Source organism: Arthrobacter sp. TJ-240, assembly GCF_058269195.1.
This window is the reverse complement of the sequence record NZ_JBZCNG010000003.1, coordinates 298,208-312,447: the sequence shown is the minus strand read 5'-3', so window position 1 is coordinate 312,447 and position 14,240 is coordinate 298,208. Positions and strand designations below refer to the sequence as shown.

17 protein-coding genes are annotated in these 14,240 nt (G+C 70.1%); 11 read left to right on the top strand and 6 right to left on the bottom strand.

The window, feature by feature from the left end:
• Positions 1-15 precede the first annotated feature (15 nt).
• From AC4D2C_RS09775 to proC, 3 genes are all read left to right on the top strand, one after another.
• On the top strand, positions 16-1,029 hold the full coding sequence (locus AC4D2C_RS09775) for a Ppx/GppA phosphatase family protein (protein ID WP_490914449.1): 1,014 nt from the start codon (positions 16-18) through the stop codon (positions 1,027-1,029).
• Between the two features lies 1 nt (position 1,030).
• Positions 1,031-1,831 carry a sugar phosphate isomerase/epimerase family protein gene (locus AC4D2C_RS09770; RefSeq protein WP_490906860.1) on the top strand — a complete coding sequence of 267 codons (801 nt, stop codon included), beginning with the start codon at positions 1,031-1,033 and terminating at the stop codon, positions 1,829-1,831.
• 233 nt (positions 1,832-2,064) lie between these two features.
• On the top strand, positions 2,065-2,922 hold the full coding sequence (gene proC / locus AC4D2C_RS09765) for a pyrroline-5-carboxylate reductase (protein WP_490914448.1): 858 nt from the start codon (positions 2,065-2,067) through the stop codon (positions 2,920-2,922).
• On the opposite strand, the gene AC4D2C_RS09760 is transcribed toward proC, so the two are convergent.
• The 3 genes from AC4D2C_RS09760 to AC4D2C_RS09750 are packed head-to-tail and all read right to left on the bottom strand — an operon-like array spanning position 2,888 to position 6,339.
• On the bottom strand, positions 2,888-4,234 hold the full coding sequence (locus AC4D2C_RS09760) for a glycosyltransferase 87 family protein (protein WP_490914446.1): 1,347 nt from the start codon (positions 4,232-4,234) through the stop codon (positions 2,888-2,890). The genes proC and AC4D2C_RS09760 overlap by 35 nt on opposite strands.
• A 31-nt stretch (positions 4,235-4,265) precedes the next feature.
• Positions 4,266-4,934, bottom strand: a complete 669-nt coding sequence (locus AC4D2C_RS09755) for a potassium channel family protein (protein ID WP_104116380.1) — start codon at positions 4,932-4,934, stop codon at positions 4,266-4,268.
• Complete coding sequence (locus tag AC4D2C_RS09750) at positions 4,927-6,339, bottom strand: TrkH family potassium uptake protein (RefSeq protein WP_490914445.1); 1,413 nt, start codon at positions 6,337-6,339, stop codon at positions 4,927-4,929. The genes AC4D2C_RS09755 and AC4D2C_RS09750 overlap by 8 nt, the downstream gene beginning before the upstream one ends.
• Positions 6,340-6,512: 173 nt before the next feature.
• Here AC4D2C_RS09750 and AC4D2C_RS09745 point away from each other — a divergent pair, with 173 nt between their 5' ends.
• The 4 genes from AC4D2C_RS09745 (at position 6,513) to AC4D2C_RS09730 (ending at position 8,988) form a co-directional block, all read left to right on the top strand.
• Positions 6,513-7,709, top strand: a complete 1,197-nt coding sequence (locus AC4D2C_RS09745) for an acetoin utilization protein AcuC (protein ID WP_490914443.1) — start codon at positions 6,513-6,515, stop codon at positions 7,707-7,709.
• 54 nt (positions 7,710-7,763) lie between these two features.
• Positions 7,764-8,288: an ArsR/SmtB family transcription factor gene (locus AC4D2C_RS09740; RefSeq protein WP_490906865.1), complete on the top strand. Its 525-nt coding sequence runs from the start codon at positions 7,764-7,766 to the stop codon at positions 8,286-8,288.
• Between the two features lie 203 nt (positions 8,289-8,491).
• The gene (locus AC4D2C_RS09735; protein WP_490906867.1) at positions 8,492-8,704 is read left to right on the top strand and encodes a helix-turn-helix domain-containing protein; all 213 of its coding nucleotides are present in this window, start codon (positions 8,492-8,494) and stop codon (positions 8,702-8,704) included.
• A gap of 185 nt (positions 8,705-8,889) precedes the next feature.
• Positions 8,890-8,988 carry a 30S ribosomal protein bS22 gene (locus tag AC4D2C_RS09730; protein ID WP_003792170.1) on the top strand — a complete coding sequence of 33 codons (99 nt, stop codon included), beginning with the start codon at positions 8,890-8,892 and terminating at the stop codon, positions 8,986-8,988.
• Between the two features lie 148 nt (positions 8,989-9,136).
• On the opposite strand, the gene AC4D2C_RS09725 is transcribed toward AC4D2C_RS09730, so the two are convergent.
• Entirely contained in the window at positions 9,137-9,949 is an 813-nt protein-coding gene (locus tag AC4D2C_RS09725) for an HAD family hydrolase (protein WP_490906868.1), read from the bottom strand.
• A 90-nt stretch (positions 9,950-10,039) separates the two neighbouring features.
• Between AC4D2C_RS09725 and AC4D2C_RS09720 the strand changes: the two genes are divergently transcribed.
• The gene (locus tag AC4D2C_RS09720; protein ID WP_490914809.1) at positions 10,040-10,294 is read left to right on the top strand and encodes a glutaredoxin family protein; all 255 of its coding nucleotides are present in this window, start codon (positions 10,040-10,042) and stop codon (positions 10,292-10,294) included.
• A gap of 135 nt (positions 10,295-10,429) precedes the next feature.
• On the top strand, positions 10,430-11,137 hold the full coding sequence (locus AC4D2C_RS09715) for a redox-sensing transcriptional repressor Rex (RefSeq protein ID WP_490914442.1): 708 nt from the start codon (positions 10,430-10,432) through the stop codon (positions 11,135-11,137).
• A gap of 40 nt (positions 11,138-11,177) precedes the next feature.
• Here the strand turns inward: AC4D2C_RS09715 and AC4D2C_RS09710 are convergent, their stop codons facing one another.
• Both AC4D2C_RS09710 and AC4D2C_RS09705 read right to left on the bottom strand, forming a co-directional pair.
• A complete protein-coding gene (locus AC4D2C_RS09710) occupies positions 11,178-11,843 on the bottom strand; it encodes a hypothetical protein (RefSeq protein ID WP_490914441.1) in 666 nt (221 codons plus the stop codon).
• 244 nt (positions 11,844-12,087) lie between these two features.
• Entirely contained in the window at positions 12,088-12,645 is a 558-nt protein-coding gene (locus tag AC4D2C_RS09705; RefSeq protein WP_490914440.1) for a YceI family protein, read from the bottom strand.
• A 232-nt stretch (positions 12,646-12,877) separates the two neighbouring features.
• On the opposite strand from AC4D2C_RS09705, the gene AC4D2C_RS09700 reads away from it, so the two are divergent.
• Both AC4D2C_RS09700 and AC4D2C_RS09695 read left to right on the top strand, forming a co-directional pair.
• On the top strand, positions 12,878-13,552 hold the full coding sequence (locus tag AC4D2C_RS09700) for a histidine phosphatase family protein (protein ID WP_490914439.1): 675 nt from the start codon (positions 12,878-12,880) through the stop codon (positions 13,550-13,552).
• A gap of 39 nt (positions 13,553-13,591) precedes the next feature.
• Positions 13,592-14,212, top strand: coding sequence for a TlpA family protein disulfide reductase (locus tag AC4D2C_RS09695; protein ID WP_490914437.1), 621 nt, complete (start codon positions 13,592-13,594; stop codon positions 14,210-14,212).
• Positions 14,213-14,240: the final 28 nt, after the last annotated feature.

Below are 14,240 nucleotides of genomic sequence, written 5' to 3'. Positions count from 1 at the left end.
GGAAGCGCGGGAACAATGCGGCTAGGTGTGCTGGACATAGGGTCGAACACGGTCCATCTGCTACTCGTGGATGCCCATCCGGGAGGACGGCCGGTGCCGTTCGCGTCCCACAAGAAGCCCCTGCAGCTCGTGGCGTACCTCGACGAGCAGGGCAGGATCTCCCGGAGGGGACAGGACGAGCTCGTCGGATTCGTCCGCGAAGCCCGGGCCTTCGCCGCAGGGCACGACGCCGAGGACTTCCTCGCGTTCTGCACCTCGGCGATCCGCGAGGCCGGGAACGGCAGCGAGGTCCTGGCCCGCGTGCGGGAGGAGACCGGCGTCGACCTCCAGGAGCTCTCGGGCGACCAGGAGGCCGCTGTCACGTTCCAGGCGGTCCGCCGCTGGTACGGCTGGGGTTCGGAGTCCATCCTCAACCTGGACATCGGGGGTGGCTCCTTCGAGATGGCCATGGGTACGGACGAGCTCCCGGAGGTGGCGCTGTCCGTGCCGCTCGGCGCCGGCCGGCTCACCCGGGACTGGCTGCAGGGCGACCCGCCGTCGGCCAAGAGCGTGAAGGAGCTGCGCCGGTACATCAGGGCGACGCTCCGGGAGGCCGTGCCGCAGTTCGCGCACCTCGGTGAACCGCACCTCGTCGCAGGCACCTCCAAGACGTTCCGGTCGCTGGCACGCATCGCCGGCGCCGCTCCGTCGGCCGCCGGGCCGTTCGTCCGGAGGGAGCTGCGCCTCGGGGACCTCACGCTGTGGACCAAGCGGCTCGCCGCGATGAGCGCCGCCGACCGCACGAACCTCGACGGCGTCTCCGAACTGCGGGCGCCCCAACTGCTTGCCGGTGCCCTCGTGGCCGAGTGCGCCCTCGAACTGTTCAAGGTGCCGTCCATGGACATCTGCCCCTGGGCGCTGCGCGAGGGACTGCTGCTGCGGCGCTTCGACGCCAAGATGTTCGACGCCGAGGAACCGCTGCCGGGGGCCGGGGTAGGACACGCCCAGCTCGACTCCATGCGGCGTACGTCCCTGCCCAGGGGGGCCTGACATGGCCGGAACCGCCGGCGGCCTGCCCGCGATCCCGGTGGCCCTGTCCAGTGCCTCCGTGTACCCGCTGGCGGTCCATGACGCCTTCGCACTCGCGCAGGATCTCGGCTACGACGGCGTGGAGGTCATGGTCACCAACAACTCGGTGAGCCAGGACCCGGACCAGCTCGCCGTCCTCAGCGAGCGGTACGGCATGCCGATCTTCGCGATCCACGCGCCGACACTGCTCCTGACGCAGCAGGTGTGGGGCAAGGCCTGGACGAAGATCGAGCTGTCCGCGGCCATGGCCGCCGAGGTCGGCGCCCGGACCGTGGTCACCCACCCGCCCTTCCGCTGGCAGACCGGCTACGCGGAGGAGTTCCCCGAGGGGATCGCGCGGGTGGCTGCGGAGTACGGCGTCGAGATCGCCGTCGAGAACATGTACCCGTGGAAGGTCCGGGGCCGCGAGGCGAAGGCCTACCTGCCGCACTGGAACCCCATCCCGGAGCCCTACGAGCGCATCACGTGGGACTTCTCGCACGCCGCGATCGCGGGCATGGACTCCTACGAGGAGATCCGCGCGCTCGGCGGCAGGCTGGCGCACGTGCACCTGACCGACGGGACACCCAACGGCAAGGACGAGCACCTGCTGCCGGGCCAGGGGGAGCAGCGGTGTGCCGAGGCCCTCGGCCACCTCGCGGCGTCGGAGTGGGACGGCGTGGTGGCCGTGGAGGTGAGCACCCGCCGCGCGCGCGGCGCGGGGGAGCGCGAGGAGTGGCTGGCGGAGACGCTGCGCTTCGCGCGCGAACACCTGCGCCACTGAGGTATCTCGCTCGGGAGACCGGCGGGTCCGGTGGAACAGCGTTGAAGAGCGGTGGCGCCGATGGACCGTCCAGATGTTGGGGGATCATCTGGTTCCACCGGCGCCTGACCGGATCAGGACGTCCGGTCTCACTCGCACCCTCAGGAGGTATCCCCAACAGTAGGACCCGTCCTTGTGCCGGAGCACCGAGGATGCTGGGAGAACGCTGGGCGCACGCGTGGCAGGATGGGGCCATGACACCTCCAGCCGCGCAGCATATCGCCTTCCTGGGCTGCGGATCGATGAACGAGTCCATCCTCGCCGGGCTCCTGGCCGCCGGCCTCGACCCGGCGCTGGTCACCGCCACCGTACGCCGGTCCGCCCGCGCCGCGGAGCTGGCGGAGCGCCACGGCGTGAAGGCCCTCGCCACCGCCGACGACGACGCCGCGAACGCCACCGCCGTGCAGGACGCGGACGTCGTCGTGCTGGGCGTGAAGCCCGTGGGCATCGTGCCGCTGGCCCGGGAGATCGCGGCCGCCCTCAAGCCGTCAGCCGTCGTCGTGAGCGTCGCCGCCGCGGTGTCCCTCGCGATGATCGAGGCCGCCCTGCCCGAGGGCCAGCCCGTCATCCGGTCGATGCCCAACACACCGTCGCGGCTCGGCAGGGGAGTGCTCTCGATCTCCGCCGGGTCCAGCGCCGGTCCGGAACTCATGCAGCAGGCACGCGACCTCCTGCGGCCCGCCGGCACCGTCGTCGAGATCCCCGAGGACCAGGTGGATGTGCTGTCGGCCGTCAGCGGATCCGGCCCCGCCTACGCATTCTTCCTGGCCGAGGCGATGGCCGCCGCCGGGGTCGAGCTCGGCCTCGACGCGGAACTCGCCGCGCTGATCGCCCGGGAGACGGTCGCGGGGGCGGGTTTCATGCTCGCCGAGGAGGGCGCTGACGCCGCAGCCCTCCGCAGGGCCGTCACGAGCCCCAACGGCACCACTCAGGCCGCCATCGAGACGTTCGAGGCACGGGGGCTGGCGGGCGTGATCGCCGACGGGGCCCGGGCCGCGACGGCGCGGGCTGCAGAGATCACGCGCGGGTTGGCGGCCCCGCCGTCGTCCTGACAGGGCGTGCGCACGAGGTGGACCGGGTGGACCGGGTGGACCGTGCGGGCAGTGACGCCCAGATGATCAGCAGGGCGACCGGCAGCACCACGCCGAGGCCCGTGAAGAGACGCAGCGGCAAGGGCCCTTCGCCGGAGACCGTGCCGGTGAGCGTCAGGGTGACCGTGATCGAGGAGAACATCATCACGGGCACCAGGACGGCGAGCAGCACGTGGCTGACCGTCCGTCGGGCGCCGGCGTGCTGCCGGGCGACCACGTAGCCGACCGGCAGGACGAGTGCGATCCACACCCAGTGGTGGAACCACGAGATGGGTGAGATCGCGAGCATCACGACGGCGTTGGCGGTGATCGCGCGGAGGGTGTCGCCGTCGCGGCCGGCCCGCCGGATCGCGACGTAGCCGACGGCGACCACCGCCAGGGACGCGAGAAGCCAGACGGGACGCTGCACGGTCGCAGCCAGCCCGGACTGCGCGACGATCGAGTTGAGCGAGACGTTGTAGAGGTCCGCCGTCGCGCCGACGCGGGAGGCGTCGAACAGCGCATCGAGCCAGAAGGCCGCCGACTCCCGGGGCGCCAGGAGCCACCCGACGGCCACCGTCCCGCCGAACGACGCCGCCATCCATGCCAGCGACCGCCAGTCGCGCCGGGCGAGGAACACCAGGCCGAAGGCCAGCGGCGTCAGCTTGATGCCGGCGGCGATCCCGATCAGCACGCCGGACGGCAGGCGCGTGGACCGCAGCAGGTCGGCGAGGATCAGGACCATCAGGAGCGCGTTGACCTGACCGAAGCCGAGCCCCTCCCGCCACGGGCCGCTGATGCCGATGAGCAGCATCGCCGCGAGGACCGCCGCGGGGGCGCGCCAGGGGGCGACCGCGCCGGTGGGCGTCGCCGCACGCAGGTAGCGCACGACGACGACGGCCACGCCGACGAGGCAGAGGCACGAGAGGGCAGTGACGATCCCGAGCCCCACGGACGCCGGCACCAGCGCGAGCGGGACGAAGAGGATCGCGGCGAACGGCGGATAGGTGAAGGGCAGCCCGCGCGTGTCCGTCTGCACGAGCGCGTCGTCGTACAGCTCGCTGTCGCCGGCCCGTCCGAGCAGCGCGAGTGCACCCTGCCGGTACACGGACAGGTCCAGCCCGTGGATCTGCGCAGCCAGGACCACGACGGCGAGCACCAGCGCTCCTGCGAGCGCGACGACTGCCGCGCCGAGGGGTCCGAGGCGTGCGAGCGGTCCGAGGGGCCCGACGAGCGGGTGTGGCCGGGCAGCTGCGTCGTGTGCACGCCGGCGTGATCCGGCGGAGCCCGTCACGCGGTCCGCCCGGGGAGCAGCGCCGGGCACCCTAGGGCCGGCCGGCAAAGCGCTCGAGCAGGTCCACGTGCCCGGACACGATCAGCATGTCCCGGCCGGAGACCTTCGTGTCCGGGCGGGCATACGTGAAGTCCTCGCCCGGCGATTTCACGCCCACCACGGTGACGCCGTACTTCGAGCGCACGGAGGACTCCGCGAGGGTGAAGCCCTGCGTCTCCTTCGGCGGGTACATCTTCACGATCGCGAAGCCGTCGTCGAACTCGATGAAGTCGAGCATGCGCCCGCCGACCAGGTGCGCAGCCCGCTGCCCGGCGTCCGCCTCCGGATAGATCACATGGTTGGCGCCGATGCGCTTGAGGATCTTGCCGTGCGAGGGCGTGATGGCCTTGACCCAGAGGTGGTCGATGCCGAGATCCACGAGGTTCGCGGTGATCAGCACGCTCGATTCGATCGAGGTTCCCACGCCGACGACGGCGGCGGAGAACTCCTGGGCGCCGAGCTGCCGGAGGGCGTCGATGTTCGTCGCGTCGGCCTCCACCACGTGCGTGAGGATACTCGAGAACTTCTGGACGAGCTGCGGATCACGCTCGATCGCCAGGACCTCGCGGCCCTGCCGGACCAGTTGCTCGGCCGTGGCCGCGCCGAAGCGGCCGAGGCCGATCACGAGGACGGGTGCGTTGTGGGCGGGTCTTTCAGCCAATGATCGGCCTCTCGTCGGGGTAGCGGTACAACGTGCTGCGTTGCCTCAGCGCGAGGGCCGAGGCGAGGGTGATGGTGCCCATGCGCCCGGCGAACATCAGGGCGGACAGGACGTACTTGCCCTCGGGTGGCAGCTCGGCGCTGAGATTCGTGCTGAGCCCGCACGTAGCGAAGGCCGAGATGACTTCGAAGACCACCTTGTCGAGCGGTTCGTCGGTCATCGCGAGGATGAGGCCGCTGCCGACCAGCACAAGCGTCGCGCCCATGAAGATGACCGAGATGGCGACGCGCATGGCTCCGTGGGGAATGGTCCGGCCCCAGGCGCGGACATCGGCGTCGCCACGCGCCTCCGCGACGATCGCGAGGAACATGACCGCGATCGTGGTGACCTTGATGCCACCGGCCGTGGATGCGGAGCCGCCGCCGGCGAACATCAGGGCGTCCGTCAGGAGCATCGTCGTGCTGCCCATGTCGTTCTGGTCCACGAGGTTGAAGCCGCCGGAGCGCGTCATGACCGAGGCGAACAGGGCGTGGATGGTCTTGTCGACGACGCTGAGGTTCGCGATGGTCCGGTCGTTCTCCCACTCGAGGAAACCCCAGGCGAAGGTTCCGGCCACGAGGAGGATCAGCGAGACCGCCACGGTCAGCTTCGCGTGGAGCGTCCACTTGCTGAAGCGGTGGCGTACCTGCACGAGGACCATGATCACGGGGAAGCCGAGGCTGCCGAGGAAGACGCCGACCATGAGGGGCGTCAGGATCCAGAGATCCGTCTCGTAGGGAACCAGCCCATCACTGTGCGGAGTGAAGCCGGCGTTGTTGAAGGCGGAGATGGAGTAGAAGACGCCGTGCCAGAGCGCCTGCCACCACGGTTCGCCGAGGATCATGAAACGGGGCACCAGGGCGACGGCGAGCACGATCTCGATCACGACCGAGGTGGTGATGACGATCCGCAGCAGTGTACCGATCTCTCCCAGGCGGCTGGCGTTGTTCAGTGCCTCCTGCGCCAGCAGCTTGCCGCGGACGCCGAGGCGCTTGCTCACGATCAGGGCGAGGAGGGACGCCAGCGTCAGGGTGCCCAGGCCGCCGATGAAGATGCCGAGCAGGATCACCAGCTGGCCGAAGAAGGACCAGTGTGTGGCGGTGGACACGACGGTGAGGCCGGTGACGCAGACCGCCGACACCGCGGTGAAGAAGGCGTCATGGAGGGGTGTGACCTGCCCGTCGGCGGCCGCCATGGGCAGGCTGAGCAGCACCGTGAAGAACAGGATGACGCCGGTGAAGATGAAGAGGGCGAGGCGGGCGGGCGAGCTGTTCGCGAAGGAGTCGACGAAGTCGCGGATCGAGGCCAGCAGCCTGACGTACCCGTGTCGATCGTCCGCCAGCCACTGTGGCTGTTGACTTACCATTGACGCCTGCTCTGCCCCGTTACTGGTCCTCCCGCCGAAGCGGCACCGTGTCCACCCGCGTCGATCCTCGCTGGGGCCGATCGATGCGGGTGGATTGTCCTTGCAGTAGTAAAGCATCCCATCCGGGTGCGTCGTCGGGATATCGCCCATCGCGTACCCTTGCAGGGATGTCTATGCACTCCAGGTCAGCAGTGCCCCTCCAGGTCGTCTGGAGCGAATCCATGCTGGCCTACGACTTCGGCGGCGGCCACCCCATGAACCCCGAGCGGCTGCATCTCACCGCACGCCTCGTCCGCGACTGCGGCCTGCTCGACCTCGACGGTGTGGTGGTCTCCGACCCGTCCGTCGCGTCCGACGAGGACCTCGCGACGGTCCACAGCCCCGACTACATCCGCGCCGTCCGGCACGTGAGCCGCAACCCGGAGGCCTCCGACGCAGCCCGAGGGCTCGGGACGGAGGACACCCCGGCGTTCCCGGGCATGCACGAGGCCAGTGCCCGCCTCGCCGGTGGATCCCTCGGTGCAGCGGACGCGGTGCTCAACGGCAGGGCCGTCCGGGCAGTGAACTTCGGTGGAGGGATGCATCACGCCGCCCGGTCGCGGGCCAGCGGATTCTGCATCTACAACGACGCCGCGGCCGCCGTTCAGCGCCTGCTCGACCGCGGCGCGCAGCGCGTCCTCTACATCGACGTCGACGCCCATCATGGCGACGGCACCCAGAGCATCTTCTGGAACGACCGCCGTGTCATGACCGTCTCGCTCCATGAGACGGGTATGAGCCTCTTCCCGGGCACGGGCTTCGCGGCAGAGACGGGGGGACCGGACGCGGAGGGCTACGCGGTGAACGTCGCCCTGCCCACGACCGCCGGGGACGCCGCGATCCTTCGGGCCTTCCACGCCGTCGTCCCGCAGCTCGCCGCAGCCTTCTCCCCGGACGTCATCGTGAGCCAGCACGGGTGCGACTCCCACCGGGAGGATCCCCTCACCAACCTGCGGGTCAGCGTCGACGCCCAGCACGCCATGATGCTCGCCGTCCGGGAGCTCGCGGACCGCCTGTGCGAGGGCCGGTGGATCGCGACGGGCGGGGGCGGGTACGCCCTCGCGAGCGTCGTCCCGCGGTCCTGGGCCCTGCTCGTCGCCGTGGCGGCGGGGGCGTCCACGGGCCCCAGGACCCCTGTGCCGGCTGCCTGGCGGGAGTACGTCCTCGAGCGGCACGGCGTGGAGACCCCGGACCTCATGGGCGACGGGGCCGACACGTGGTGGCGTTCATGGGAGGTCGGCTACGACCCCAACGACGACCTCGACCGCACGGTGATGGCCACGCGGAAGGCCCTGTTCCCCCTGCACGGGCTCGACCCCTGGTTCGATTGAACGCGCCGGCCGCCGCAGGATGCCGTAGGGCGTATATATCGCTAGGGTGGGCGAATGGGAATCGATGATGTATTCGCCGTCATCGCCGAAGGCACCCGCCGGCAGATCCTGCGGCAGCTGCGCGACGGCGACATGGCGGTGGGCGAGCTCGTGGTCGAACTGCAGGTGAGCCAGCCGACGGTGTCCAAGCACCTGAAGGTCCTGCGGGAAGCAGGGCTCGTCACCATGCGGGCCCAGGGCCAGAAGCGCTACTACTCGCTGGAGACCGCACCGCTCGGCCACGTCCGGGAATGGCTCGCGGGCTTCGACCAGGAGGGTTCCCCGGACGGCCTGCCGGCTGATCCCGGCGCGCAGCACGAACGTCCCGGTCCGCTGCCCGGAGCCCTCGCGGAGACGATCGCCGCCGCCGACCCCGAGCCGGCCGACGCCGGGGTGCTGGCTGCGGCGGTCCTCGCAGGACCGGGGCCCACGGAGGTGGACATCCCGCGCCCCCAGATCGGCAGGACCATGGGCCGGGCGGCCGAGCGGGCAGCCGACCTGCTCTCGCAGCTGCGCCGTCGTCGCGATCCGTCCTCCTAGGATCATCCCGGAGCCCCGGGGGTGTCGGCGCCGCGGAGGTCGACGAAGAGCTTCCACATCTGTCACTCCAGCCACTAGAGTGATCCCCTAGACGGATAATCCTTTTGCTACAAGGCGACACGCCGCACGGGGTCGCCCCGGGGCAAGCTTCTCGATGCCGGTCTCAGGTGGAGAGCGGGCCCATGCAAAGGAAAAGTGGTGAGATGGCAGACGGGAATTCCTTCTCGGATGTGCAGTTCCTGACGGTCGCGGAGGTGGCCGATCTCATGCGCGTGTCGAAGATGACCGTGTACAGGCTCGTCCATGCAGGGGACCTGCCGGCCGTGCAGTTCGGCCGCTCCTACCGTGTCCCCGAGTCCGCCGTCGGGAACTTCCTGCGCGGCGCCCAGGTGGACGGGCAGTCCGAGAGCGCCTGAGTTCGGGCCGTCCGGCCTGTTCTCCAAACGGATGTACGCTGTTAAGGAGCGTTTTGGGCGGGCTTTCGGCTCGCCTGACTTCATCAGGGCAGCTGCCACCAGGCACGTGCCTTCCGCCACCAGTGCTGGCTCACCGGCTTCAGGCCGCGGTCCGCGCTGGCACCACGACAGTCTGTGAGGACTCTATGGGTTCAGTAATCAAGAAGCGCCGCAAGCGTATGGCGAAGAAGAAGCACCGCAAACTGCTTCGCAAGACGCGTCACCAGCGCCGCAACAAGAAGTAGCCAGCCGCCCGGCCCAGAGCCGGTGCGTGCCGACCGGCCCGGATCCCCGCCCATGTGGCAGGGGCCCGGGCCGTCGTCGTTCCCGGGCCGTCGCCGTTCCCGAGGCAGGACGCGGGAGCAGGACGGGCCCCGCGACGGCGGGACGTGGTCAGCGGCTCCGGAAACGTGAGAAGCCGCGCCACAGCCCGTAGACGGACCCGGCGACGGTGGCCGCGCGCAGGCCGAACGTGGCGGCGCGGCGGCCGCTGCGGAAGTCGTACACCGGCCAGTTGTTCGCGCGGGCATGGCGGCGCAGCCTGCTGTCCGGGTTGATGGCGACGGGGTGGCCGACGACGCTCAGCAGCGGGATGTCGTTGAACGAGTCGCTGTACCCCCAGCACCGTGCGAGGTCGAGGTTCTCGCGTTCCGCGAGGAGCAGGACGGCTGCCGCCTTGGCCGGGCCGTGCAGGAATTCGCCGACCAGCTTGCCCGTGTAGAGGCCGTCGGCTACTTCCCCCACCGTCCCGAGGGCGCCCGTCAGGCCCAGCCGGCTGGAGATGACGCCCGCCACCTCCACGGGTGTCCCCGTCACGAGCCAGACCTGCCGGCCGGAGGAGAGGTGCTGTTCGGCCAGGGCACGGGCGCCCGGCCAGATCTTGGACGCGATCATCTCGTCGTAGACCTCCTCGCCGAGCGCCAGGATGTCCTCGTGGGCGATGCCTATGGCGAAGGCGAGGGCGGCATCCCGCACCGAGTTCACGTCGGTCATGGTCTCGCCGCGCATGATGAAGCGGAGCTGCTTCCAGGCCAGGCCCGCGGCGAACCGCAGGGTGAACGCCTTCCGCTGGTACATCTTCCGGGCCACATGGAAGAGGCTCGCGCCCCGCATCATGGTGTTGTCGACGTCGAAGAACGCCGCTTCCCCCCTGAGGGGTGCCGGGTGCTCTGGGAGGGGCTTCGTGGCCCGGGCGGCGTCCGGCATGTTCGTAGTGTAGTTCTTCCCTTCCCTGCCCTCTCTCCGACCCTCTCCGCGGCGCGGCAGTACGGTGGGAGGATGGAAACGCCAGCCGAGATGCCGGGCCCCGGCGTCGTGCTCCTCACCCGCCCCGAGTGCCACCTGTGCGAGGACGCGCGGGAGGTGGTGGCGCGGGTGACGACCGACGTCGGGCTGGGCTGGCGGGAACTCTCCGTGGTCGAGGCACCCGCGCTCGGGGCGCGCTTCGCCGAGGAACTGCCGGTCCTGTTCATCGACGGCGTGCAGCGTGATTTCTGGTCGATCGACGAGGCAAGGCTCCGCCGGCTGCTGTCCCCGTCGCCGGGTGCCTGAGCCCGACCGCGGGGTTCCGACCGCCGGCTTGGTGACCCCGCACGCGCGGCATACAGTGGGGGTACTTCCGCCCCCCGACGAGGTGCCGGAGGGCCCGCCCGCCCACCGCGGACGGTGGCGCTAGCAACGGAGCCGATGACAGTGACACCACCGGACATACCAGGCCTCCACCCCGTGGGGGACGGGGCCCGCCACATCCCGCCCGCCTCCGTGGCCCGCCTCACCATCTACCTGCGGGCACTCAACGCGCTGCTCGCGGAGGGCACCGAACGCGTGTCCTCGGAGGAACTGGCGGACGCGGCCGGAGTGAACTCGCCCATGCTGCGCAAGGACCTCTCCTACCTGGGCTCGTACGGCACCCGGGGGGTCGGCTACGACGTGCAGGTCCTCAACCGCCAGATATCCCTCGCCCTCGGCCTCACTCTCGACTGGCGGGTGGCCATCATCGGGGCCGGCAATCTCGGCCGTGCGCTCGCCGGGTACTCCGGCTTCGTGTCACGGGGCTTCGAGATCGTGGCGCTCTTCGACGCCGACCAGCTCGTGGTGGGGGCGGAGGTCGGCTACCTCCGAGTCAATGCAGTCGACGACCTCGAGACGGTGCTGGAGAGGACGCGCACCAACATGGCGGTGCTCTCCGTGCCCGGAGCGGTCGCTCAGGAGCTGTGCGACAGGCTCGTCGCAGCGGGCATCTCGAGCATCCTCAGCTTCGCGCCCGTGGTCCTGCAGGTGCCGCCGCACGTGCAGTTGCGCAAGGTGGACATGGCCACGGAACTGCAGATCCTGGCCTATCACGCGCAGAGGGCGCAGGAGCCGGACCTCGGTCCGGTCTCCCGCGCCCAGTGATCATGCTGCGGCGGAACCGCCGCGGCATGTCCCTACCCGCTCAGTAACCCAATTTCTGCGGCACGAAGTAGGGCCGCGCGGGCTTCAGCCACGTCATCACGACACCGGCGACGCCGAGGAGCATCACGACGACACTCAGGGCCGTCGCGAGCCCGGAGGTGGGCGGGATGGTCTGGCCGCTCGACGCGGCCGCCTCGCTCGCGAGCGGCAGGAGCACCAGGGTCGAGGCGACCGCCAGGACGTCGAGTGCCGCCAGTAGGGTGGCGGTGATGCGTGCCCAGTTCTGGCCGCGCCGGATGAAGATGGCCAGGACCACGTAGATGGCCGTGAAGACGACGGCGAACACCAGGCCGAACGCCACACCCGCGGAAGCGCCGGGGAGGCCTGTCGTCTCCGTCGTCAGCGAGGTGATGACGGACGAGACGAGGTACAGGGCGCCGGCGGCCAGGATGAGGTAGTAGGCCCTCATGACCTCCTTGGGGGCCGGGCCCCTGTCCGCCTGCTGAGGCAGCGCACCGCCGCCGGGATAGGCGTAGGGCTGGGCCGCCTGGTAGCCGGACTGGCCCTGGCCCTGCTGCCCCTGCTGGCCGTACTGCCCTGGCTGGCCGTACTGGCCCGCCGGCGTCTGGCTGCCGCTCGTTCCGGGCGGGTTCCAGGCCGGCCCGTCGCCCTGCCCGGTTCCTGGGTTGTCCTGTGGCGTGCTCATCTCGGCGTCCTCCGTTGCGCTGCGGTGCGGTCATCCGTGCGCCGGTGCCCCCATTGGACGTACCCGACGCGGATGTGGTCACTGCAAGCGTAGTTCGTCGGTTCCCGGCCGGAACAGGGCCCAACGGCAACAGCCGGCGCCGTCACGGGGACAGCGCCGGCTGGAGCGGGCAGCCCGAGGGCCGCGGTGAATCAGCTGGGTGAATCAGCTGGGTGAATCAGACCGGTGGATCGGACCGGGTGGATCAGACCGTCGCGACGGCGGGGGCCACGAAGGCTGCCTCGATGGTGATGGTCACCTTGTCGCCCACCAGCACTCCGCCGGCCTCGAGGGCTGCGTTCCAGGTGAGGCCGAAGTCCTTGCGGGAGATGCTCGTGGAAGCGGAGACGCCTGCGCGGGTGGCGCCGAAGGGGTCCACGGCCACGCCGTTGAACTCGGCGTCGAGCACCACGGACTTGGTGATACCGCGGATGGTCAGGTCGCCGTGGATGCGGTAGGTCTCGCCCGAGCCTTCGTGGGAGGTGGAGACGAAGGTCATCTCGGGGAACTCCTCGACGTCGAAGAAGTCGGCGCCCTTGACGTGACCGTCGCGGTTGGCGTCACCCGAGGTGAAGGAGGCGGTGCGGATGGTCGCGGAGATGCTGGAGTCCTCGAGCGAGGATCCCACGGTGAGGGAGGCGTCGACGTCGCCGAAGGACCCGCGCACCTTGCTGATGCCGGCATGGCGGACGCTGAACCCGACCTCGCTGTGCGCGGGGTCGAAGGACCAGGTGCCTGCGGTGAGGCTGGAGGGAACGGTCATGATGAACTCCTGAGGGTGGGCCGGACGATGTGTACGCCATGGATAAGCATGCGTATGCATGATTTATTCCACGGATCGGTCAAATGTTCAACAAACCGCGCCGCACAGCGGGTCGAGGCACGGTTCACCGCTTCGCCGCTTCGCCGATTCGCCGATTCGCCGATTCGCCGATTCGCCGCTTCGCCGCTTCGCCGATTCGCCCTAGTGCGCGCGCATGCGGGAAACTGGAGGAATGCAGCGATCAACCGTCCACCTGGTGCGCCACGGTGAGGTCTACAACCCCGAGGGCGTCCTGTACGGCAGACTCCCCGAATTCCACCTCTCCGACCTCGGCCGTCGGATGGCCGCCCAGATGGCCGGCCACTTCGAGGAACGGCGTCGCGCCGGGGCCAACATCGTGCACCTCGTGGCCTCCCCGCTCGTCCGCGCGCAGGAGACGGCGCAGCCGGTGGCGGAATCGCTCGGCCTCGCCATCACCACCGATCCGCGCATCATCGAGGCGGAGAACCGGTTCGAAGGGATGTCACGGATCAAGAGCCGCCTCCGCCAGCCGCGCTACTGGCCGCTGCTCGTCAACCCCTTCCGGCCGTCGTGGGGCGAGCCCTACGCCTTGCAGGCCGAGCGCGTGCTCGCCGGCGTGCAGGACGCGCGCCGCCGCGCCGTCGAACTTGCCGGCGACACCTCGGACCGCCCTGCCGAGGCCATCATGGTCAGCCACCAGCTCCCCATCTGGGTCACACGGCTCGCCGCGGAGCGCCGCCGGCTGTGGCACGACCCGCGGCAGCGCGAGTGCACCCTCACCTCGATCACGTCGATCGACTTCGTGGGCGACACCATTGAGCGGGTGCGCTACGCCGAGCCCTGCGCCGACCTGCTGCCCGGTGCGGCGAATGTCCCCGGCGCGTAATAGAATTACTACACGTCGTAGAAATCAACGGAAGATGCCGTGACTTCAAGCATTCGCTCCACGAAGCGTCGTCGCCTGCTCACGCTGGGGATGGCCCTGGCCTTCACCGTGCCCGTCTCGCTCGCGGTGACGTCGTGTGCGGCCGAGGACCCGCTCGCGCAGCAGGCGGCCGCGGGCGACGGCAAGAACTACATCGCCGGTGACGGTTCCGTCACCGAGTATGCCGAATCGGACCGGGGCGAGCCCGTCGAGGTCGAGGGTGCCCTGTTCGACGGCACGTCCGTCTCCAGCAAGGAGTGGGACGGCCAGGTGACCGTCCTCAACTTCTGGTACGCCTCCTGTGCCCCCTGTCGCGAGGAGGCGCCGGACCTGGTGTCGCTTCACGACGAGTTCGGCCCGCAGGGCGCCGCCTTCTACGGCGTGAACATCCGCGACGAGCGCGCGACGGCCGAAGCCTTCGAACGCAGCTTCGGCATCCCCTACGGCAGCTTCGACGACAAGGACGGCAGGGTGCTGCTCGACATGACGCAGTACGTGCCGCCGCAGGCCGTTCCCACGACGATCGTCCTCGACCGCGAGGGGCGGGTCTCCGCCCGGATCCTCGGGCTCGCGGATCGCAGCACGCTCAAGGCCCTGATCGCCGATGCCCTCGCCGAGTAGCGCGCCCGTCGCGCCGTGCCGATGAATC